The 20,105-nt window shown below is 71.0% G+C and carries 17 protein-coding genes and 1 pseudogene; 3 read left to right on the forward strand and 15 right to left on the reverse strand.

Translation table 11 applies throughout. The annotated features are described in order from the left end of the window. Positions 1 to 68 precede the first annotated feature (68 nt). Positions 69 to 1,472, reverse strand: a complete 1,404-nt coding sequence (gene sthA / locus KALB_RS36185) for a Si-specific NAD(P)(+) transhydrogenase (RefSeq protein ID WP_025360563.1) — start codon at positions 1,470 to 1,472, stop codon at positions 69 to 71. A 35-nt stretch (positions 1,473 to 1,507) separates the two neighbouring features. Between sthA and KALB_RS36190 the strand changes: the two genes are divergently transcribed. Beyond that, on the forward strand, positions 1,508 to 2,080 hold the full coding sequence (locus KALB_RS36190) for a class I SAM-dependent methyltransferase (RefSeq protein ID WP_025360564.1): 573 nt from the start codon (positions 1,508 to 1,510) through the stop codon (positions 2,078 to 2,080). Here the strand turns inward: KALB_RS36190 and KALB_RS36195 are convergent. The 5 genes and pseudogenes from KALB_RS36195 to KALB_RS36215 form a co-directional block, all read right to left on the reverse strand. After that, positions 2,050 to 2,520 (reverse strand): protein-tyrosine phosphatase family protein, encoded by a 471-nt coding sequence (locus KALB_RS36195; protein ID WP_025360565.1) that lies wholly within the window; start codon positions 2,518 to 2,520, stop codon positions 2,050 to 2,052. The two genes, KALB_RS36190 and KALB_RS36195, sit on opposite strands and share 31 nt — an antisense overlap. A gap of 2 nt (positions 2,521 to 2,522) precedes the next feature. Continuing rightward, the gene (gene recG / locus KALB_RS36200) at positions 2,523 to 4,715 is read right to left on the reverse strand and encodes an ATP-dependent DNA helicase RecG (protein WP_025360566.1); all 2,193 of its coding nucleotides are present in this window, start codon (positions 4,713 to 4,715) and stop codon (positions 2,523 to 2,525) included. A gap of 39 nt (positions 4,716 to 4,754) precedes the next feature. Further along, positions 4,755 to 5,552, reverse strand: coding sequence for a DUF4097 family beta strand repeat-containing protein (locus tag KALB_RS36205; protein ID WP_158510873.1), 798 nt, complete (start codon positions 5,550 to 5,552; stop codon positions 4,755 to 4,757). 127 nt (positions 5,553 to 5,679) lie between these two features. Then, positions 5,680 to 8,982: a M28 family peptidase gene (locus KALB_RS49645; protein ID WP_148309790.1), complete on the reverse strand. Its 3,303-nt coding sequence runs from the start codon at positions 8,980 to 8,982 to the stop codon at positions 5,680 to 5,682. A 169-nt stretch (positions 8,983 to 9,151) separates the two neighbouring features. Beyond that, positions 9,152 to 10,725: pseudogene (locus tag KALB_RS36215) on the reverse strand (DAK2 domain-containing protein). A 172-nt stretch (positions 10,726 to 10,897) separates the two neighbouring features. Between KALB_RS36215 and rpmB the strand changes: the two are divergent. Continuing rightward, positions 10,898 to 11,089: a 50S ribosomal protein L28 gene (gene rpmB / locus KALB_RS36220; RefSeq protein ID WP_025360569.1), complete on the forward strand. Its 192-nt coding sequence runs from the start codon at positions 10,898 to 10,900 to the stop codon at positions 11,087 to 11,089. Positions 11,090 to 11,163: 74 nt separating this feature from the next. Here the strand turns inward: rpmB and KALB_RS36225 are convergent, their stop codons facing one another. Then, positions 11,164 to 12,135 (reverse strand): bile acid:sodium symporter family protein, encoded by a 972-nt coding sequence (locus KALB_RS36225; protein ID WP_025360570.1) that lies wholly within the window; start codon positions 12,133 to 12,135, stop codon positions 11,164 to 11,166. An 83-nt stretch (positions 12,136 to 12,218) separates the two neighbouring features. On the opposite strand from KALB_RS36225, the gene KALB_RS36230 reads away from it, so the two are divergent. After that, positions 12,219 to 13,088 carry a LysR family transcriptional regulator gene (locus tag KALB_RS36230; protein ID WP_025360571.1) on the forward strand — a complete coding sequence of 290 codons (870 nt, stop codon included), beginning with the start codon at positions 12,219 to 12,221 and terminating at the stop codon, positions 13,086 to 13,088. Here the strand turns inward: KALB_RS36230 and KALB_RS36235 are convergent. The 8 genes from KALB_RS36235 to KALB_RS36270 all read right to left on the reverse strand — a co-directional run bounded on the left by KALB_RS36235 (position 13,083) and on the right by KALB_RS36270 (position 20,055). After that, a complete protein-coding gene (locus tag KALB_RS36235) occupies positions 13,083 to 13,925 on the reverse strand; it encodes an alpha/beta fold hydrolase (RefSeq protein ID WP_035968448.1) in 843 nt (280 codons plus the stop codon). The genes KALB_RS36230 and KALB_RS36235 overlap by 6 nt on opposite strands. Before the next feature lie 100 nt (positions 13,926 to 14,025). After that, positions 14,026 to 14,703, reverse strand: a complete 678-nt coding sequence (locus KALB_RS36240; RefSeq protein WP_025360573.1) for a uracil-DNA glycosylase — start codon at positions 14,701 to 14,703, stop codon at positions 14,026 to 14,028. A 62-nt stretch (positions 14,704 to 14,765) separates the two neighbouring features. Then, complete coding sequence (locus KALB_RS36245) at positions 14,766 to 15,770, reverse strand: bile acid:sodium symporter family protein (protein WP_025360574.1); 1,005 nt, start codon at positions 15,768 to 15,770, stop codon at positions 14,766 to 14,768. A 62-nt stretch (positions 15,771 to 15,832) separates the two neighbouring features. Beyond that, positions 15,833 to 16,699 (reverse strand): isocitrate lyase/PEP mutase family protein, encoded by an 867-nt coding sequence (locus tag KALB_RS36250; RefSeq protein ID WP_025360575.1) that lies wholly within the window; start codon positions 16,697 to 16,699, stop codon positions 15,833 to 15,835. A 459-nt stretch (positions 16,700 to 17,158) separates the two neighbouring features. Beyond that, complete coding sequence (locus KALB_RS36255) at positions 17,159 to 18,079, reverse strand: hypothetical protein (RefSeq protein WP_148309791.1); 921 nt, start codon at positions 18,077 to 18,079, stop codon at positions 17,159 to 17,161. A gap of 32 nt (positions 18,080 to 18,111) precedes the next feature. Then, positions 18,112 to 18,633, reverse strand: coding sequence for a gamma carbonic anhydrase family protein (locus KALB_RS36260; RefSeq protein ID WP_025360577.1), 522 nt, complete (start codon positions 18,631 to 18,633; stop codon positions 18,112 to 18,114). Positions 18,634 to 18,643: 10 nt separating this feature from the next. Further along, positions 18,644 to 19,093 carry a GNAT family N-acetyltransferase gene (locus KALB_RS36265; RefSeq protein WP_025360578.1) on the reverse strand — a complete coding sequence of 150 codons (450 nt, stop codon included), beginning with the start codon at positions 19,091 to 19,093 and terminating at the stop codon, positions 18,644 to 18,646. Next, positions 19,090 to 20,055: a thiamine-phosphate kinase gene (locus KALB_RS36270; RefSeq protein ID WP_025360579.1), complete on the reverse strand. Its 966-nt coding sequence runs from the start codon at positions 20,053 to 20,055 to the stop codon at positions 19,090 to 19,092. Before KALB_RS36270 ends, KALB_RS36265 begins: the two co-directional genes overlap by 4 nt. Between the last annotated feature and the right edge of the window lie 50 nt (positions 20,056 to 20,105).

Below are 20,105 nucleotides of genomic sequence, written 5' to 3' on the forward strand. Positions count from 1 at the left end.
CGCGGTCCTGAGAACGGGACTCGCGGTGGAAGCGGCGAGTCCCGCTCTGGGGTGGGCGAGTCCCGGCCTCAGTCGGACAGGCGCTCGATGAGCCGGATCTTGTTCATGGCGTCCAGGGCGGCCACCTTGTAGGACTCGGCCAGGGTCGGGTAGTTGAACACGGCGTCCACCAGGTAGTCCACGGTGCCGCCGCAGCCCATGACGGCCTGCCCGATGTGCACCAGCTCGGTCGCACCGGTGCCGAACACGTGCACCCCCAGCAGCGAGTGGTCCTCCGGCGAGACGAGCAGCTTCAGCACCCCGTAGGAGTCGCCGATGATCTGGCCGCGGGCCAGCTCCCGGTAGCGCGAGACGCCGACCTCGAACGGGATGCGCTGCTCGGTGAGCTCGTCCTCGGTGCGGCCGATGAAGCTGATCTCCGGGATGGTGTAGATCCCGATCGGCTGCTGGCTGGACAGGGCCTGCACGGGCTCCCCGCAGGCGTGGTAGGCGGCCAGCCTGCCCTGTTCCATGGAGGTCGCGGCCAGCGCGGGGAAGCCGATCACGTCGCCCACGGCGTAGATGTGCGGTACCTCGGTGCGGAAGTACTCGTCCACGGCGATGCGCCCACGCCTGTCGGCGGACAGCCCCGCGCGCTCCAGCCCGAGCCCGTCGGTCATGCCCTGGCGGCCCGCCGAGTACATGACCACCTCGGCCGGGATCTTCTTGCCGCTCTCCAGCACCGCGATGGCCCCGCGCGGGTGCGCCACCACCGAGGACACGGTCTCCCGGAACCGGAAGGTCACCGCGAGGTCGCGCAAGTGGTACTTGAGCGCCTCCACGACCTCGGCGTCGCAGAACTCCAGCATGCGCTCCCGCGACTCCACCACGGTGACCTTGGTGCCCAGCGCGGCGAACATGGAGGCGTACTCGATGCCGATCACCCCGGCACCGACCACGATCATCGACTGCGGCACGCGCTCCAACTGGAGGATGCCGTCCGAGTCGATGATCGTCCTGCCGTCGAACTCCACGGTGGACGGTCGCGCGGGCACGGTGCCGGTGGCGATCACGATCCGGTCCGCGCTGACGGTGGTCTCCCTGCCGGTGCCGTCGAACACCTCGATGGTGTGCTCGTCCACGAACCGGCCCAGGCCCGGCAGCACCGTGACGTGGTTGCGGGCCAGCTGGCTGCGGATCACCTCGACCTCGCGGCCGATGACGTGCTGGGTGCGGGTGAGCAGGTCGGCGACGGTGATGTCCTCCTTGACCTGGTAGCTCGCGCCGTACATCTCCCGCTGGTTGAGGCCGGTCAGGTAGAGCACCGCCTCGCGCAGGGTCTTGGACGGGATCGTGCCCGTGTTGATGCAGACCCCGCCGATCATGTCCCGCCGCTCCACGACCGCGGCCCGCTTACCCAGTTTGGCCGTGGCTATCGCGGCCTTCTGCCCACCGGGGCCGGACCCCAGCACCAGCACGTCGAAGTCGTACACGCGGGCCAGTCTGCCGGACCTGGCATGGTCGGGCCATGGCGTTCAACCACAATGACCACTACCACCGCACCGTGCTGCGGCGGCTTCCTGCCCGAAGCGGCACGGCACTGGACGTGGGCTGTGGCACCGGCCGGTTCGCGCGCAGGCTGGCCGCCCACGGCTACATCGTGGAGGCCGTGGACCCCGCGTTCGAGTCCATCCCGGACACACCGGGCGTGCGGTTCCGGCAGGGCGACATCACCAGGATGGACCTGCCGCGGGCGCACTACGACGCGATCACCTGCCTGGCGAGCCTGCACCACGTGCCGTTCGACACCGTGACGAGGCTGCGTGACGCCCTGGCCCCTGGCGGGGTGCTGGCGGTCCTCGGCTGCTACCGGCCGGGCAGCCCGCGGGACTGGGCGATCAGCCACGCCGCCGTGCCGGTCAACGCGGTGGTGCGGCTCGCCCTGTCCTGGCGGCCCGAGCGCGGCGAGCGGGCCCCGGTGCGCCAGCCGGAGATGACCTACGACGAGGTCCGCGCGCGGTCCGCCGAGCTGCTGCCCGGCAGCACCCTGCGCCACCTGCTGTTCTGGCGCTACCTGTTGGTGTGGCGAGCCAGGTCGTGACGCAGGTAGCCGAGGAAGTGCTGGTTGTTCAGCGCGTGCCTGGACCGGCCGAGGCGGACCAGGTCGATCGCCTCGTCGACGCCGTGGCCGAGCAGCACCAGGGCCTGTGCCGCCACGAGACCGGAGCGGTTGTAGCCGAAGTGGCAGCGCACGAAGGTGCGCCGCCCCGCGCGCAGCGCCTCGGCGGTGGCCGCTGACAGCTCGCCGACCCGCGTGACCTCCTCGGCGGTCAGCTCACCGTCCGGGATGCGCAACACCCAGTGCTCCACCCCGGGCGCAGGGCCGAAGCCCTCGCCCGCCCACAGGCTGACCACCAGGTCGAACTCGCGCTCGACGCGGACCGGCACCAGCTCACCGGACTCGTCGTAGCGCTCGTGCCCGCCCATCCACAGGTCGGTCCGGATCAGGCTGAACGGCTTCTCGGGTCCGGGCTCCGGCATCCTCAGCTCTTCTCCAGGTACTCCGCCTTGCCCCGGTCGATCACAGCGGCGGCCATGCTGGCCAGGCCGTGGTGCCCGGTCAGCTCGGGGTCCGTACCGACCACCTGCTGCGCCTCCTCCCGGGCCTCGGCGATCAGGTCCACGTCGCGCAGCAGCGAGAGCATCCTCAGCCCCGACCTGCTGCCGGACTGGGCCGCTCCGAGGATATCGCCCTCCCTGCGCAGTTCCAGGTCCATCTGGGCGAGCTCGAAACCGTCCACAGTGGACGCGACGGCCTCCAGCCTGGCGCGGGTCGCGGTGCCCGCTGGCACCTCGGACACCAGCAGGCACAGCCCCGGCGCGCTGCCCCGGCCGACCCGTCCGCGCAGCTGGTGCAGCTGGCTGACCCCGAACCGGTCCGCGTCCATGATCACCATGACGGTGGCGTTGGGCACGTTCACACCCACCTCGACCACGGTGGTGGCCACCAGCACGTCCAGCTGGCCCGCGGCGAAGGCCCGCATCACGGCGTCCTTCTCCTCGGCGGCCAGCTTGCCGTGCAGTGCGGCGATGCGCAGCCCCTGCAACGGGCCCGCCTGCAACTGGGGCAGCACCTCGGCCACGGCCAGCGGGGGCCGCTGCCCCGACTCGCCCTTGCCGTCCTCCTCCGGGGGCTCCCCGTCCTCCTTCTCCTCCTCGCCGATGCGCGGGCACACCACGTACGCCTGGTGCCCGGCGGCCACCTCCTCGCGGATGCGCTGCCAGGCCCGGTCCAGCCACGCGGGCTTCTCGGCCACCGGCACCACGGAGCTCTTGATCGGGGACCGGCCCTGCGGCAGCTCGCGCAGCGCGGAGACCTCCAGGTCCCCGTAGACGGTCATGGCCACCGTGCGCGGGATCGGGGTCGCGGTCATCACCAGCACGTGCGGGCTGGTGCCCTCACTCGCGCGGCCGCGCAGGGCGTCGCGCTGCTCCACGCCGAACCGGTGCTGCTCGTCCACGACGACGAAGCCCAGCTCGGCGAAGCTCACCGAGTCCTGGATGATCGCGTGCGTGCCGACCACGATGCCCGCCTCGCCCGAGACCACGTCCAGCAGCGCCTGACGCCGCTGTGCGGTGGACATGGAGCCGGTCAGCAGCACCACGCGGGTGGCCTGCTCGGCGGCGCCCAGCTCACCGGCGGTGCCCAGCTCGCCGAGCATCTCGCGCAGGGAGCGGGCGTGCTGGGCGGCCAGCACCTCGGTGGGCGCCAGCAGGGCGGCCTGCTTGCCCGCGTCCACGGCCTGGAGCATGCCGCGCAGGGCCACGATGGTCTTGCCGGAGCCGACCTCGCCCTGCAGCAGGCGGTTCATCGGCCGGGTGCCCGCCAACTCCTCGGCAACGACCTCGCCGACCTCGCGCTGACCGGCCGTGAGCTGGAAGGGCAGCCGCTGGTCGAAGGCGTCCAGGATGCCGCCCTCGCGGCGCGGGCAGGCCGGGGCGGGCCGGGCGGCCGCGGACTGGCGGCGCTGGGCGAGCACCAGCTGCACCGACAGGGCCTCGTCCCATTTCAGCCTGCGCTGCGCCTCCTCCACGGCGGCCTGGTTGGTGGGCTGGTGCACCAGGGTCAGCGCGGAGCGCAGGTCGGCCAGCTGGTAGCGGTCCACCAGGCCCTGGGGCAGCGGGTCATCGACCTCGTCCAGCATCGTCAGCACCTGCTCGACGCAGCGCGCGATGGACCAGGTGGGCAGGCCGCTGGCGGCCGGGTAGACCGGGATCAGCGCCCTGGCGAAGCTGGCGGTCAGCTCCGCCTCGTTCTCCTCGTCGATCAGGATGAACTCGGGGTGGGCCAGCTGGAGGGTCTTGTTGAACCGGCCGACCTTGCCCGCGAACAGCCCGCGCTTGCCAACCACCAGCTTGTTCAGGTCGCGGACCACCGTGAAGAACACCAGGCTCAGCGGGCGCGAGCCGTCGGTCACCACGATCTCGGTCATCTTGCGACCGGGCCGGTTGCGCATGCCCCGCTGGCTGACCTTCTGGATCTCGGCGAGCACCGTGGCGTGCTCGTCCAGTTCCAGGCTGGCGATGTTGGTCAGCTCACCGCGCTGGGCGTACCGGCGCGGGTAGTGGCGCAGCAGGTCCCCGGCCGTGCGCAGGCCGAAGGCGGACTCCAGCGCGCTCGCGCTCTTGCGGCCCAGCAGCGGTTCGAGCGCCGTCTCCAGTGTCGTCGTGGTCATCGCGTCCTATTCAACCGCGCGCCACCGACAAGTGGCGGATCAGGCCGCCCGCACCGTCACGTCCCCGGAGCCGGTGGACACGTGCAGCTCGTGCTGGGCGGCCGGGTCCTCGCGGACCGTCACCTCCCGCCGCTTGGCCATGCGGCCCAGGTCGAGCCGGTAGCCGGTGCTGCCGGGCACGATCAGCTCCACGTCCCCGCTGCCGGTGTCGGCCCGCACGTCCTGGGCGGTGCTGGTGGTCAACCGCACCTCGCCGGAACCGGTCTTGGCGGCGGTGGACTCCCCGGCCAGCTTGTCGCCGATGATGCGGCCGCTGCCCGACTCGGCCACCACCGAGCCGTGCACCTCGGACAGCTCCACCGCGCCGGAACCGGTCTTGACGCGCACGTCCCCGGCGATCGAGCTGAGCCGGACGCTGCCCGAACCGCTCTGGAAGTCCACCGCGCCCATGTGGTCGAACACGGCCTTGCCGGAGCCGGAGCGCCCGCTGACCTTGGCCGGGGTGGGCAGCACCACCGTGTAGTTGACCGAGCAGGGGTCGTCGACCGGCCGCTGGCCACAGCCGCGCAGGCTCAGCGTGCCGTTGTCGGAGCTGAAGGTGGCGGCCTCCGGCTTCTGCGTGCCGTAGTGGACCTCGCGGTGCACGGTGGCCGAACTGACCTGGCCGACGCGGATGTCCACGTCCCCGGCGTCCTCGTCGACGAGCACGGTGGTGATCGAGTCCTTCACCGTGCCGTCGTCCGCCGAGGTCTGCGTCTTGAGCATGTTCCCGCACCCGGCGAGCGCCAGCCCGGCCAGCGCCACCGTCGTCACGAGCACCACTCGGCGATCAGCCATGACCGTCGTTCCTCCCCCTTGGTTGACCGGGTCAACGCTAGAGGGTGGCGTGGCCTGGCACATCCGGGTGATCCCCCAGGGGCGGCACCCATCCCGGTCAGGGTGGGTGCCGCCCCGTCTCAGGTGGTCAGAACTGGTAGACGGTCCAGCCGAAGGTGGCGCTGCCCGTGCCGCCGCCGGAGTCGGTCGCGGTGACCGTCACCGAGTAGGTGCCGCCCTCGGTCGGCGTGCCCGAGATGAGCCCGGCCGCGCTGATCGACAGCCCGGTCGGCAGGCCGGTGGCGGTGAAGGTCAGCGGCAGGCCCTTGCTGTCGGTGGCCCGCACCTGCACCGGGTAGATCGACCAGCCGGTGAAGCTGAACTGGTCCTGCGGCCTGGTGACCGTCACCGTGCCGCCGCCACCGCCGTCGGTCACGGTCCAGGTGAACCTGGCCGTGCCGGACTTGCCGTCCGGGTTGGTCGCCGTGACGGTGACGTTGTAGCTGCCCGCGGCGCTGGCGGTGCCCGAGATCAGCCCGGTGCCGGAGCCGATGGACAGACCGGTGGGCAGGCCGGAAGCGCTGTAGGTCAGCGCCTTGCCGCCCGGGTCGGTGGCCTTGACCTGGAGCGAGACCGACTGGTTGAGCGCGGTGGACTGGTTGCCCGGGTTGGTCACGCTCGGGTTACCCGGCTGGGGGTTGTCGCCCACGGCCAGCCGCCACACGGCGTAGGCGATGGCGTCGGCGTTGCGGTCCAGCACCGTGTCGTTGATGTTGCTGGGGAACTTGTCGCAGGCCGAGTGGTAGCAGGAGTCGTAGGCCTGGTTGGCCGTGCCGCCCCACTTCTGCGCCTGCGCCGAGGTCTTCCTGGCGCTGGCGCCCGCCGCCGTGCCGCTGGTGGCGATGCCCGCGTTCTTGAAGGAGTAGTCGTCGGAGCGGCCCGCGCCCTCGGTGTTCTCCTCGGGCGCCAGGTTCAGCGAGCCGAAGAACTCCTTGAGCGGCTTGGCGATCTCGGTGGTGATGTTGTTGACGAAGTAGCCCGCGTTGGTGGAGGCCACCATGTCGAAGTTCAGGTAGCCCTTGATCTTCGACTTCTCCGTGCTGGACAGGGAGTTGACGTAGAACTTGGAGCCGTTGAGGCCCTGCTCCTCGTCGGTCCACCAGCCGAAGCGCACGTGCTTGGCCAGCTGCGGCTTGGACTTGGCCAGTTGCAGGGCGACCTCCAGGATCGCCGCGGAACCCGAGCCGTTGTCGTTGATGCCCGGACCGGCGCTGACGCTGTCCAGGTGTGCCCCCAGCATGATCACCTGGTTCTCGTCCCCACCGGGGTAGTCGGCGATCAGGTTGTCCGAGGTGTAGGCGCAGCCGGAGGTGCAGCGCTGGTGCGCCACGGTGTAGCCGGCGTCCTTGAGCTGCTGCTCGATGTAGGACACGGAGGCGGTGTGCCCGGCCGAACCGGCCCGCCGGTTGCCGCCGTTGTTCGTGGCGGCGGTCTGCAACTGGCTCAGGTGTGCCTTGACGTTGTTGACGTCGATGTCCGGCACGCCGGGGTTCGGCGGGGTGGAACCGTTGACGGTCAGCACGTACTGCGCGGTGTGGTCGGCGTCCGCCCCGTCGCCGGTGATCGTGATGGTGGACTTGCCCGCGGCGGCGCTGGACGAGGCGGAGACGGTGGCCGTGGCCGTGCCGTCGGAGGAGATCGAGGCCGGGTCGAAGCTCACCGTGACGCCGGTGGGCTGGCCCGAGGCGGACAGCTGCACGGTCTGCGCGCTGCCCGCGGTGGTCTTCGCGCTGACCTTCACCGCGACCGACTTACCGGGGTCGACGCTGCCCGAGGAGGGGTCCAGCGCCAGCGAGAAGTCGTTGGTGGTGTTGGTGGTGCAGGTCGGCTCGCCGGACTGCGCGGGCACGCTGATCGCGTCCCATGCGGACTTGACGGCGTTGAACTCGGTGCAGGAGTTGGGGAACGCGTCCTTGGCCGACTGCAGGGTGGCCACCCGGGCGGCCTTGTGGTTCCAGGAGGAGGTCTTGCGGGCCAGGCCGCCCATGAAGACCTTGCCCGCCTTCTCGATGCCGATGCCGGTGACCGTGGAGTTGTTGCAGGTCGGGCTCTTGGGCTGGCCGCTGGTCGGGTTCGAGCCCTCGGCGAGCAGGTAGAACCAGTGGTTCTGCGGCCCCGCGGCGGCGTGCTCCTCGCTGGGCAGGCTGCTGGAGTAGCAGTTCGGGTTGCCGCTGATCTTCGAGGGCTCGTACATGTAGCGGATCGGCCCCTTGCCCACGAGGTCGACCAGCTCGCCGACCTCGTAGTCCGGGGTGTCGTAGGGCGCGGACTCCGCAGCGTAGAACTCGGTCAGCGCGCCGAAGATGTCCCCGGTTGACTCGTTCATGCCGTTGGCCTCGGAGCTGCCGGGGTTGCCCGAGCCGGTGTACTGGAAGATCGCGTGGCCCATCTCGTGGCCGACCACGTCGATGTTCACCAGGTTGCGGTTGCCCGCCTGGTTGTGCCCGAACTCGCCGAAGCTGCCGTTCCAGTAGGCGTTGACGTCGTTGAGGCCCACGGCCACCGGGAAGGCCTTGCCGTTGCCGTCGATCCCGTTGCGGCCGAGCCAGTTCTTCAGCATGTCCCACTCCTTCTCCACCGCGAAGTACGCCTCGGCGCAGTTCGTGGTGGTGTCGGTGTAGGAGCCGTTGCCCCAGGTGGTGCTGGGGTTTGTCAGCGCGGCGGGCGCCTGGTTGTCGCTGATGTACTTGCCGCAGCGCAGGCCGGGGCGGTTCGGGTCGGTCAGCGAACGGGAGCTGCCCGAGGCGCTGGTGTCGATGGTCTGGTCGCCGTTGAAGGCGCCCTTGACGGTGTCGGCCTTGACCGCCTGCGCGGTGTCGGCCACGGCACCGGTCAGCGCGTCCACCCACACCGTGAGCACGCTGGGCACCTTGCCCTCGTGCCCGGTGACGGTGGTCTCCCAGGCCAGCCTGGAGGCGTTGTCCCGCACCAGCACGACCAGTCGCGGCTCGGTCGCACCGTCCACACTGGACACCTTGGCCCGCGCCGTGCGCAGCGCGTCGGCGGCGGGCACCCTGGCCTGGGTGGGCGCCTCGATCGCGGCGGTGGTGGCCGAACTGGTGTCGCGCACCCGGCCGGTGCCGTCGGTGACGACCACGGCGTCCCCGCCCACCACGGGGATTCCCTTGTAGGTGCGCTGGTAGCTGGTGTAGTACACGCCGTTGCCGCCGGGCACGCTGGCCTGCACGGCGTAGCTGTCGTCTGGCCCCTTGCGGAGGTTGTCCGCGCCGGCGGCCACGGCCTTGTTGGCGGCGGCCAGCGCGGTGGCGGCCGGGTCCTGCTGCTGGGGGGCTGCGGACGAACTCGTCTCGGCCACCGCCCACGGCGTGGCCACGGCCACCGCCGCCGCGAGGGCCAGCACGAGGCCGGTCCGCACAGTTCTGCGTCTCACGGGGATTGCTCCTTCCGAAGGGCGCGCGCCAGTACCGCGCGTGCCACAGCACAGGGGTGAAGGATTTGGTGGTACTTAACACTTAACGAAGGTCTTTACCCAGGTAGCGCTAGTTAAAGCCTTGGATACCAAAGAGTCAAGACATGCGCACTCGTTAATTCTTGCGGCCTTATTCAACACCGATCAACAACGCGGAATCGGGCTGGCCGCCCCCGTAAACAGTTATCTCCACCTCGGGGTGGCTGTGCCGCAGGTGGGCGGCGAGCCCCTCGCCCAGCTCCGCGCCCGCCCCGTGGCCCAGCAGGACCGTCACCAGCTCGCCGCCGACCCCGACCATGCGGTCCACCAGCTGGCAGGCCGCCGCGAGCAGCCCGGGCCCCTCGGCCGGCCCCGGCTCGATGAGCACCACCTCGCCGTCCACCAGCCCGAGCACGTCCCCCGGCTGGCAGCGCCCCACCCAGGTCATCGCCTCGCGCTGGGCCACCAGCACCTCACCGCGCCGGGTGGCCGCCGCCGCCTCGGCCATCGCCACCACGTCGTCCCCCGGCCTGCGGGACGGGTCGTGCACGGCCAGCGCCGCCAGCCCCTGCACCGGCGAGGCCGTCGGCACCACGACCACGTCCTGCCCCGAGCGCTCCGCCTGCTCGGCCGCCCGCGCGGCCACCTGGGCCAGCTCCGCACTGTTGGGCAGCACCGCCACCTGGGCCGCCCCGGTGCGCTCCAGCACCGCGAGCAGCTCGGCCGCGGTGGGCTCGCCCGCGAGCACCACGGCGCCCTCCGCGCGGAACAGCTCGGCGGCCTGCTCCCCGCCACGACGGCCACCACGGCCCGCCCCGAGCGCGCCGCCCGCTGGTCGGCGAACCGGGTCACCCTGATCCGGTGCGGACGGCCCCGCTCGACGCCCAGCTCGATCGCCGCACCCACGTCGTTGCAGTGCACGTGCACGCTGAACAGGCCCGCGCCGTCCCCGGCCACCACCACGCTGTCGCCCAGCCCGGTCAGCCGCGCGCGCAGCTCGTCCTCGTCCGCCAGCCCGTCGAGCAGGTACATGACCTCGTACTCGTACTGGTCCGAGCCGGTCTCCCTGACCGCGGGCACAGCCGCCGCGCGCTCCGGCACCACGTGATCCGCGACACGGCCCGTGACCACGCCGACCAGCTCGTCCAGCAACACCACGAGCCCGCGCCCACCCGCGTCCACCACCCCGCGCTCGGCCAGCACCGCGAGCTGGCGCGGGGTGTCCGCAAGCGCTTGCGCAGCCGCCCGCACCGCGGCCCCGGCCACCTCGTCCAGCGCATCGGACCCGCAGTCCTGGGCCGCCAGCGCGGCGGCGTGCAGCACCGACAGCACGGTGCCCGCCACCGGCTCGGACACGGCGGCGGTGGCCAGCTCGTCGGCTCTGCGCAGCGCCGCCCGCAGCGCGGAGCCGCTCACCGCCAGCGCCCCGTCCCAGGTCTCGGCGAGCCCGCGCAGCACCTGGGACAGGATCACCCCGGAGTTGCCGCGCGCCCCGGCCAGCGCCCCCCTGGCCAGCGCCGAGGCCGCGGGGCCAGCGCCCTGCTCCGCCTCGGCCGCCAGCAGGGCCTGCTCGGCGCTGCGCATCGTGACCAGCAGGTTCGTGCCGGTGTCCCCGTCGGCGACCGGGTAGACGTTGATCGAGTCGATCGCCTCGCGGTTGGCGTCCAGGGCGCGCACCCCCGCGGTGGCCCAGCGGCGCAGGGCGGCGGCGTCCAGGACCTGCAACACGGCGATGGCCTCCTCGGCGGTCGGGGCGGTGTCCGCGCGAGGGTAGCGGGGCCGGTTTGGATGCCCGGCAGATCACCGGTTACCCTGTGGAGGTTGCTCTGGTCCGTGGCTTGTTCGTGCCTGGATGGAGCGGAACGAGTCTCGACCAATCATCGAAGGAGTGTGCGACGTGGCTGCCGTTTGCGACGTCTGCGACAAGGGGCCGGGCTTCGGCATGGCAGTGTCCCACTCCCACCGGCGCACCAAGCGCAGGTGGAACCCGAACATCCAGTCCGTTCGCGCCAAGGTCGCCCCGGGTCAGCGTGCACGCATCAACGTGTGCACCTCCTGCCTGAAGGCCGGCAAGGTCGTGCGCGGCTGAGCTTCGGCGCAGCAGACTTACCGGAAGGGCCGGAGGCATCGCCTCCGGCCCTTCCTCTGTGCGGGGGCGTGTCCCTAGGCGGTGACCAGTTCGGCCCTGCGGGCGTAGCGCTGAGCCAGCCAGGCGCAGACCATCAACTGCACCTGGTGGAACAGCATCAGCGGCAGCACGACCAGGCCCACACCCTGCCCGGCGAACAGCACGCTGGCCATGGGCAGGCCGCTGGCCAGGCTCTTCTTCGAGCCGCAGAACATGATCGTGATCCGGTCCGCCCCGTCGAAGCCGAGCAGGCGCGGCAGCAGGCCCGTCACGGCCAGCACCAGAGCGAGCAGCACCAGGTCGACCAGGACCAGGGCCACCAGGTAGCCCACCGAGAGCTGACCCCAGATGCCCGCGACCACACCCTGGCTGAACGCGGTGTAGACCACCAGCAGCACCGAACCGCGGTCGACCAGCCCCAGCACGGGGCGGTGCCGGTCCAGCCAGCCCGCGATCCACCGCCGCGCGACCTGCCCGAGCAGGAACGGCAGCAGCAGTTGCAGCACGATGTCCAGGAAGGACTGCGCGGAGAAGCCGCCGCCCCTGGTCGTGATCAGCAGGCCGACCAGCAGCGGGGTGAGCACGATGCCCGCCAGGTTGGAGAACGAGGCCGCGCAGATCGCCGCGGGCACGTTGCCGCGGGCGATCGAGGTGAAGGCGATCGAGGACTGCACCGTGGACGGCAGGCAGCACAGGAACAGCACGCCGAGGTAGAGCTGCGGGCTGAGCACCGTGGGCACCAGCAGCCGGGCGGCCAGCCCCAGCAGCGGGAACAGCACGAAGGTGCTCGCGAACACCAGCCCGTGCAGGCGCCAGTGCCTGAGGCCGTCCAGCGCCTCGCGGGCGGACAGCCGCGCGCCGTAGAGGAAGAACAGCAGGGCGATGACGATCGTGGTGAGGTGCTCGAAGGCGGTGGCCCAGCCGCCGCGGGCGGGCAGCAGGGACGCGATGCCGACCGTGCACAGGATCGCCATGATGTACGGGTCGAGTCGGCGCAAGGCGGTCATGTCCCCATGCTCGGACAAGCCGGTCAATTCCGAAACACGCTCACCAGAATGACTGCCATCACGGAATGCGATAGCCTGGCCGGATGTTCGACCCCGCTCACCTGAGGTCCTTCGTGGCCGTGGCGCAGACCCTGAGCTTCACTCAGGCCGCCGACCGGCTCGGCCTGCGCCAGTCCACGGTGAGCCAGCACATCAGGAAACTGGAGGCCGTCACCGAACGGCAGCTGTTCCTGCGCGACACGCACACCGTCACGCTCACCGCCGACGGTGAGGCGATGCTGGAGTTCGCCAGGGGAATTCTGGCCACCAATGAGCGGGCCATGCGCTATTTCGCCGGGTCCCAGGTGCGCGGACGGCTCAGGTTCGGCGCCTCCGAGGACCTCGTGCTGACCCAGTTGCCGCGTATTCTGCGGGAATTCCGGCGCAGCCACCCACTGGTGGACCTGGAGCTGACCGTGGGCCTGAGCGGGGTACTGCACGAGGCGCTGCACGCGGGCGAACTCGACCTGGTCTTCGGCAAGCGGCGCACCGGTGAGGCGCACGGAACCCTGGTGTGGCGCGACAAACTCGTGTGGATCAGCGGGGATTCGCTGGTGGTCGACCCCGCGCAACCGGTGCCGCTGATCGTCTACCCCGCGCCCAGCATCACCAGGGCGCAGGCGATCGAGACCCTGGAGCGCACGAACCGGTCCTGGCGGGTCACCTGCACCAGCGGCAGCCTCAACGGGTTGCGGGCCGCCGCGCTGGCCGGTCTCGGCGTGGTCGCCCACGCGCAGAGCCTGATCCCCGGCGGCCTGGTCCAGGTGCCCGAACGCCACCGGCTGCCCGACCTCGGCCACGTGGAGTTCGTGCTCTCCAGTGGACGCCGCGCCCTGCGGGGTCCCGCCGCCGAGCTCGCCAGCACGATCCTCGCCGCGGGCGACCGCTTCCAAGCCGTACCCGCGGTGTCATGAAAGTGCCGTTCGAGACATGGGGCCTGCCCGCAGCCAGCCCATCGCCTCCGCGCACGCGTACAGCACGGAGATGTGCCCGTCCTCGGGCCGGGACCAGAGTTCCGCCCGCGGCAGCAGACCGCGCAGCCAGTCCGCATGCGAGGGCGGCGCCACCCGGTCCTGCCCGCCCTGCACCAACAGCACCGGTGCCGTGACCTCGGCGAGGTCGAACCCCCACGGCCTGACGAAGGCGAGGTCGTCGTCGACCAGTCCTTCGCCCCCGGCCTGCTCGGCCCGCTGGGCGTCCGCCCCCAGACTCGTCCACTGCCCGGACAGCGCCGCCCAGTCGGCCGGGGTGAAACTGCTCGGGTCGAACTCCTCGGTGAACCGCTCCCTGGCCGCGAGCCCCTGCTCCGCCGCCCGCAACCCACCCGGCGCCGCCATGCCCGCGTACCAGTCGAACTCCTCGGTGAACGGCGCCATCCCGGCCAGGCACACCACCCCGCTGACCCGCTCGGGCAGCACCGCGGCGCAGGCGAGCGCATGCGGCCCACCCCCGGACGCCCCCATCACCGCGAACCGGCCTACCCCGAACGCGTCGGCGACCTGCTCGACATCCCGTGCTGCCGAGACGACGTCCCGCCCGACCAACCGACTGGAACCCCCGTACCCGGGGCGCCCGTAGGACAGCAGCCGAATCCCCCGCTCCGCCGCCGCGAGCAGTAACGGCTCCAGCAGCGCACCGGTCTGCGGCGAGCCGTGGTGCCACACCACGACCGCCTCGGGTCGATCGAGCCCGCTGTCGTGGGCCCGAACCACTCGACCGTCACCCAACCGCACATCCCGCGACACGATCACGCGGCCACGCTACCGCCGGGGTCTGACAAGTGCTGACGACGTCATGAAGGTGCCGTTCAGGACGTTGAACGTCCTGAACGGCACCTTCATGACGTTCGGGCTACGGCAGCTTCCAGTTGATCGGCTCGGAGCCCTGGCGGCGGAGCAGGTCGTTGGCGCGGCTGAACGGCTTGGAGCCGAAGAAGCCCCGGTCGGCCGACATGGGGCTGGGGTGCGCGGACTCGATGCAGGGCACGCCGCTGAGCAGCGGGGCAAGGCTGCGGGCGTTGCTGCCCCACAGGATCGCGACCAGCGGGGTGCGCCGCGCGGCCAGCGCCTTGATGGCCTGCTCGGTGACCTGCTCCCAGCCCTTGCCCTTGTGCGAGTTGGGTCGTCCGGGCTGCACGGTCAGCGACCTGTTGAGCAGCAGCACACCCTGCTCGGCCCAGGGCGAGAGGTCCCCGTTGGACGGACGCGGCAGGCCGAGGTCGGACTCCAGTTCGGTGTAGATGTTGGCCAGGCTGCGCGGGATCGGCCGCACCTCGGGTGCCACGGAGAAGCTCAGCCCGACGGCGTGCCCCGGCGTGGGGTACGGGTCCTGACCGACGATGAGCACGCGCACGTCCGCGAAGGGCTGTTTGAACGCACGCAACACGTTGTCGCCCGCGGGCAGGTAGGTGCGTTTGGCGGCGACCTCGGCGCGCAGGAACTCCCCCATGGCCGCGATCCGGTCGGCTACCGGCTCCAGCGCCTCGGCCCAGCCGGACTCGACGATTTCCTTCAGCGGACGAGAAACCATGCGGCAAACCCTAGCTGGTGGCGTGGCGGCGCCTGCGGCCAACGGCGCCGCCACGCCACCGGTCAGGACACGAGTTCAGCCTCGGGCTGGACCTGCTTGGCGGCGTAACGCCGGGCGAGCCAGGCGCACACCATGAGCTGGATCTGGTGGAACAGCATCAGTGGCAGCACGGCGATGCCCACGGTGGCCGCCGGGAACAGCACGGTCGCCATGGGAACCCCACTGGCCAGTGACTTCTTGGAGCCGCAGAACACGATGGCGATCTCGTCCTCGCGGGAGAACGGCAACCTGCGGGCGGCCACCGTCGTGACCGTCATGACGATCGCCAGCAGGACCATGTTGACGACCAGCAGCAGCACCAGCGAGAGCGGGGTGAGCCGTCCCCAGATGCCGGCCACCACGCCTTCGCTGAACGCCACGTACACCACGAGCAGGATGGAGCCGCGGTCCACGTATCCGAGGACCTTCTTGTGCTTGGTGATGAACCCGCCCACCCAGCGCCGCAGCAGCTGGCCCGCGACGAAGGGCGCCAGCAGCTGGAGCATGATGTCGCGCACCGATTCCAGCGACACACCACCGCCGCCGTTGCCGGTGATGACGAACAGGGCCACCAGCAGCGGGGTGAGCACGATGCCGATGAGGTTGGAGAACGAGGCGCTGCAGATGGCCGCGGCCACGTTGCCGCGGGCGATCGAGGTGAACGCGATCGAGGACTGCACCGTGGAAGGCAGGCAGCACAGGAACATCAGCCCGGCCCACAGCTCCGGGGTGAGCACACCGGGCACGAGCAGCTTGGCCGCCAGGCCCAGCACCGGGAACAGCACGAAGGTGCTGGCGAACACCACCCCGTGCAGCCGCCAGTGCTTGAGTCCGTCGATGGCCTCCCTGGTGGACAACCTCGCCCCGTACAGGAAGAACAGCAGGCCGATCGCGAACGTGGTCGCGTAGTCGAAGCCGGTGGCGACCACACCCCGCGCGGGCAGCAGCGAGGCGATGCCGACCGTGGCCAGCAGCGCGAGGATGTACGGATCGATCCGCAGCTTGGACAACAGCGGAACGCGGGACATCAGACCCCTTCTCTCACAGCGGGCACGGTCGGGGGCCCGTCGGGCCCCCGACCGGTATCAGATCAGACCCGCACCGCGTCCAGGCTCTTGTTCTTGTGGTGGCGGCTGATGTTGCGCTCCATCAGCGCGATCGAGGCCGCCACGCCCACGTCGCCCTCCTTGACCTCGGGCAGCCTGCCGTCGTTGGCGCGCAGCTCCAGCAGCGCGTTGTCGATGGCGGTCTGCGCCGCGAACAGGCAGGGGGTGCTGTAGATCGCCACGTTGACGCCGAGGTCCTCCAGCTCGGTCAGCGACAGGCGGGGCGACTTGCCGCCCGCGATCTGGTTGAACAGCAGGGGCTTGTCCCCGATCACCCCGCGCACCTTGCGGATCCAGTCCACGCTGCGCACGCCGTCGACCAGCAGCACGTCGGCGTCGGTGGCGGCCAGCGCCTCGGCGCGGCGCAGGATCTCCGACTCCTCCGTGGCGTCGGTGCGGGCCACGACCAGCAGGTCCTTGCGGGTCTCCAGCACCAGGTTCAGCTTCTCCAGGTACTCCTCGAGCGGCAGGATCTGCTTGCCGTCCACGTGCCCGCAGCGGCGCGGCCGCTTCTGGTCCTCCAGGATCACGCCGGAGGCGCCGATCCGCTCCAGGTGCTCCACCACGTGGCAGGCCACCTCGGGGTCCACGTAGCCGTCGTCGATGTCCACGAGCAGGTGCTGCTCGGGGAAGGCCAGCCGCAGGCGCTGCACGAAGTTGACCATGTCCGGCCAGGCGATGAACCCGATGTCGGGCAGGCCGTAGTAGGAGGCCGCGAAGCCGAACCCGGAGATGAACATCCCGCCGTAGTGCTGGGCGGCCAGCGAGGCCGAGAACATGTCGAACACACCGATCAGCGGCGTGATGGACTCGCTCCGGATGTCGTTGCGGAGAGCGCTGCCGTACTGCATGAGTAAACCCCTTTGAATGAGCGAAAACGACCCATTGCCCCACAGTGAATTGCGCACAACTCAGACGCGCGCACCTCGGTACGCGCTTTCACACACTCGACCACCCCAGAAGGTCAAGGAAATTTTGCCAACGCTTTCACGGTACATGGTATGAGCGGATGACCAGGATAACCAGCATCCAATCGGGCAAATCGACCATGCCTCACAACTACCGTGAGTAGTCACGACCGCCAAGTATGGCTACTGACGAGTAGCCAGAAATCGGCATGTAAAATAGAGGTAAAATGAATTGGCATCGCGCGCCCTGGAACTGTCATCCTGGACCGACAGGGCAGCTGCGGCCGGGCACCTCGCGACAGACTGGCGTTGCCGAAGTCTTTGCGAAGTCTTTCCCCGAACAAACGTAGGACTACTGGCCGAGTCGCGGCCAGAGTCCGATCGGGTGAGTCAGTGGATCACTCAGCGTAGGTGTCCGTCGAGCGTGGTGACCAGCACCACCGGCCAGTCCGCGCCGTAGATCAACACCTCGACCTGGGTCGGCCCCTCGGGGTCCACCTGCCACTGCGGACGCACCGCGAGCAGGCCCGCCAGCGGCCGGGTCACCAGCCTGCGGCCCTGCCAGGGCAGGCTCACGTGGGCCAGCAGCGCCCCGTTCTCGTCGGCGACCACCGCCCTGGTCCACCGCCCGCGCACCGGCAGCAGCCGCACGTCAGTCCACTCAGGACCGTCCGCCAGCCAGGCGGCGGCCTTGGCCGTGCGGCGGCGGTTGAGCAGCGTCGCCAGCACGCGGGTGTTCGCCCCCGGCGCGCCGTGCACGTGCCCGAACTGCCTGGGGCGCAGGTACTTGCGGCCCTTCGGTTGGTACGGCAGGGACAGCGGCACGACCTGGTCGCTGTCCGCGAGCACCAGCACCGCGGCCTCGCCGTCGCCGAGCAGGGTGGCCCGCGCGGGCTCGCCGTCCACCCGGAGACCGCCCAGCGGCACGCCCTCGGGCACGCCGAACAACTGCTCCACCTCGCCGCCCCGCTCGGTGGCCACGGAGATCTCCGGCAGCGCCGGGCCGCCGGGGCTGTACCAGCGCAGCTGGGCGTACACCGGGCGGCTGGGCTCGCGGGTGGCCACCAGCCGGACCAGCTCGGCCCGGCGCGGGGGCTGGGCGCTGTCCTCGCGCAGCAGCGCGAAGCCGACCACGGCGATGGCCACCGCGGACAGGATCAGCACCAGCCACAGCGGCAGCCAGGCGGACACCAGGACCAGCGCGACCGCGCCCACGATCTGTGCCCACCGGGGCAGCCGGGAGTGTGTGATCGGTGGGGGCGCGTCGAACCGATCGGGCAGTACCAACGCATCTGGTAACGCGTTGTCGTCCGCGGCAGCCACAAAACCCCCTTCGGTGTCAACCGAAAGGGTACTCAGTCCAGACGACGCAACTGCTGGCGGTACACCTTGGCGTTCTCCACGTACAGCCGCACGATGCCGGACACCATGTCCTCGGGCACCTCGTGGCCCTCGCGGACCCTGGCGGGCACCCCCAGCGCCATGCGCCGCGCGGGCACGTGCCCGTTGAAGGACACCACCGCCCCCGCACCGACCACCGCACCCGACTCGATCACCGCCCCGTTGAGCACCACCGAGCCGGAGGCGATCAGGCAGCGGTCCCCCACCGTCGCGCCCTCCACGTGCGTGTTGTGCCCGAGCACGCAGTCCGAGCCGATCACGGTCGGGTGGAACTGGGTGCAGTGCAGCACCGTGCCGTCCTGCACGCTGGTGCGCTCCCCCACGGTGATCGACCCGTAGTCCCCGCGCAGCACCGCCCGCGGCCACACGGAGGTGTGCGCCCCGATCGTGACCGCACCGATCAGGGTCGCGTCCGGGTGCACGTACGCGTCCGGGTGAATGGTCGGCTCGCGGTCGCCGAGTGCGTAGATCGGCACGTCTTGCCTCCTACAGGGTTTTGCCGAAGTACCGGCTCTCCGGGTAGTCCTTGTACACGCCGAAACCGGGCACGGCGGTGTAGCCGGAGGAGGTGTAGAGCCCGATCGCCTCGGGCTGGGCGATGCCGGTCTCCAGCACCAGCCTGCGCCTGCCCGCGGCGCGCGCGGTGCGCTCCAACTCGGCGAGCAGCGCCCTGGCCAGGCCGCGTCCGCGCGCCGATGGCGCCACGTACATCCGCTTCACCTCGGCCTCGTGCTCGCCGTGCACCCGCCAGCCGCCGCAGACCACCGGCAGCAGGTCCAGGTAGCCGACGAGGAAGACCCCGTGCGGCGCGCGGAACTGAGCCGCGTCCATCGGGGTGCTGTCGGCCGAGCCGTACCGGCGCACGTACTCCTGCTGCACCTGTTCGGTCAGCACCACGGCGTCCGGGTGGTCGATGCCCACCTCGGTGAAGGTCATCTCCAGTGCTCCCAGCCGCCGTCCGCCTCGTAAGGCCGACCGTCCACGGTGACCCCGCTGCCCCGCCGCACGGTACCGATCGTCACCCAGTTCTCGGGCACGTCGGCCGGTTCCGGGAAGGTGGCCGCCAACGCGTGGTCCTCGCCGCCGGTCAGCACCCAGTGCCTCGGGTTGGCGCCCAGCGCGGAGCCCACGTCGATCAGCCGCTGGTGCACCGGCAGCAGGTCGGTGCGCACGTCGATGGCCACGCCCGAGGCCTCCGCGATGTGGCCCACGTCGGCCAGCAACCCGTCGGAGACGTCCAGCATCGCCGAGGCACCGGCCTCCGCGGCCTGCGGGCCCGCCGCGTACGGGGGCTCCGGGGCCTGCTGCGCGCCGACGATGGCCACCGGCGAGCGGAAGCCCCTGCCGAGCACGGCCAGGCCCGCCGCGGCCCAGCCCAGCCGCCCGCAGACCGCGAGCACGTCACCGGGCGCCGCGCCGGAACGGGTCACCGGGGCCAGTCCGCGCAGGTCGCCAAGGGCTGTCACGGAGATCACCAGTGTCGGGCAGCTCACCATGTCCCCGCCGACCACGCCCGCGCCCGCCCTGGACGCCTCCTTCCACAGCCCGCCGCTGAGCCCGTCCACCAGTTCGGTGGGGGTGTCCCTGGGCAGGGCGAAGCCGACCAGCAGGGCCGTGGGCACCGCGCCCATGGCGGCCACGTCGGCCAGGTTGGCCGCGGCGGCCTTGCGCCCGACCTGCTCGGGAGTGGACCAGTCCAACCGGAAGTGCACGCCCTCCACCAGCACGTCGGTGCTGGCGACCACACGCCCGTCGGGGGCGGCGACCAGCGCCGCGTCGTCCCCGGGGCCGAGCAGGGTGGTCGCGGGCTGCGGGCGTCCGCTGGTGACGCGCCTGATGAGACCGAACTCACCCACTTCGGCGACCGTGTCCGCGTCTCGCGGCGGCTCCGGGCGCAAGGTTGCCTCCGATCATGAGCATTCGGAACCCCAACCGGGGTAGGTTGCTG

Source organism: Kutzneria viridogrisea DSM 43870 (assembly GCF_000525635.1).
GTDB classification, from domain to species: Bacteria; Actinomycetota; Actinomycetes; order Mycobacteriales; family Pseudonocardiaceae; genus Kutzneria; species Kutzneria viridogrisea.

What these genes read in the sequence shown, in the direction of transcription:
- KALB_RS36265 (WP_025360578.1), bottom strand. Translation starts at nt 19,093, where the DNA reads ATGACCTTCACCGAGGTGGGCATCGACCACCCGGACGCCGTGGTGCTG.
- recG (WP_025360566.1), bottom strand. Translation starts at nt 4,715, where the DNA reads ATGACCACGACGACACTGGAGACGGCGCTCGAACCGCTGCTGGGCCGC.
- KALB_RS36230 (WP_025360571.1), top strand. Translation starts at nt 12,219, where the DNA reads ATGTTCGACCCCGCTCACCTGAGGTCCTTCGTGGCCGTGGCGCAGACC.
- KALB_RS36205 (WP_158510873.1), bottom strand. Translation starts at nt 5,552, where the DNA reads ATGGCTGATCGCCGAGTGGTGCTCGTGACGACGGTGGCGCTGGCCGGG.
- KALB_RS36250 (WP_025360575.1), bottom strand. Translation starts at nt 16,699, where the DNA reads ATGCAGTACGGCAGCGCTCTCCGCAACGACATCCGGAGCGAGTCCATC.
- KALB_RS36195 (WP_025360565.1), bottom strand. Translation starts at nt 2,520, where the DNA reads ATGCCGGAGCCCGGACCCGAGAAGCCGTTCAGCCTGATCCGGACCGAC.
- KALB_RS36245 (WP_025360574.1), bottom strand. Translation starts at nt 15,770, where the DNA reads ATGTCCCGCGTTCCGCTGTTGTCCAAGCTGCGGATCGATCCGTACATC.
- KALB_RS36190 (WP_025360564.1), top strand. Translation starts at nt 1,508, where the DNA reads ATGGCGTTCAACCACAATGACCACTACCACCGCACCGTGCTGCGGCGG.
- KALB_RS36240 (WP_025360573.1), bottom strand. Translation starts at nt 14,703, where the DNA reads ATGGTTTCTCGTCCGCTGAAGGAAATCGTCGAGTCCGGCTGGGCCGAG.
- KALB_RS36225 (WP_025360570.1), bottom strand. Translation starts at nt 12,135, where the DNA reads ATGACCGCCTTGCGCCGACTCGACCCGTACATCATGGCGATCCTGTGC.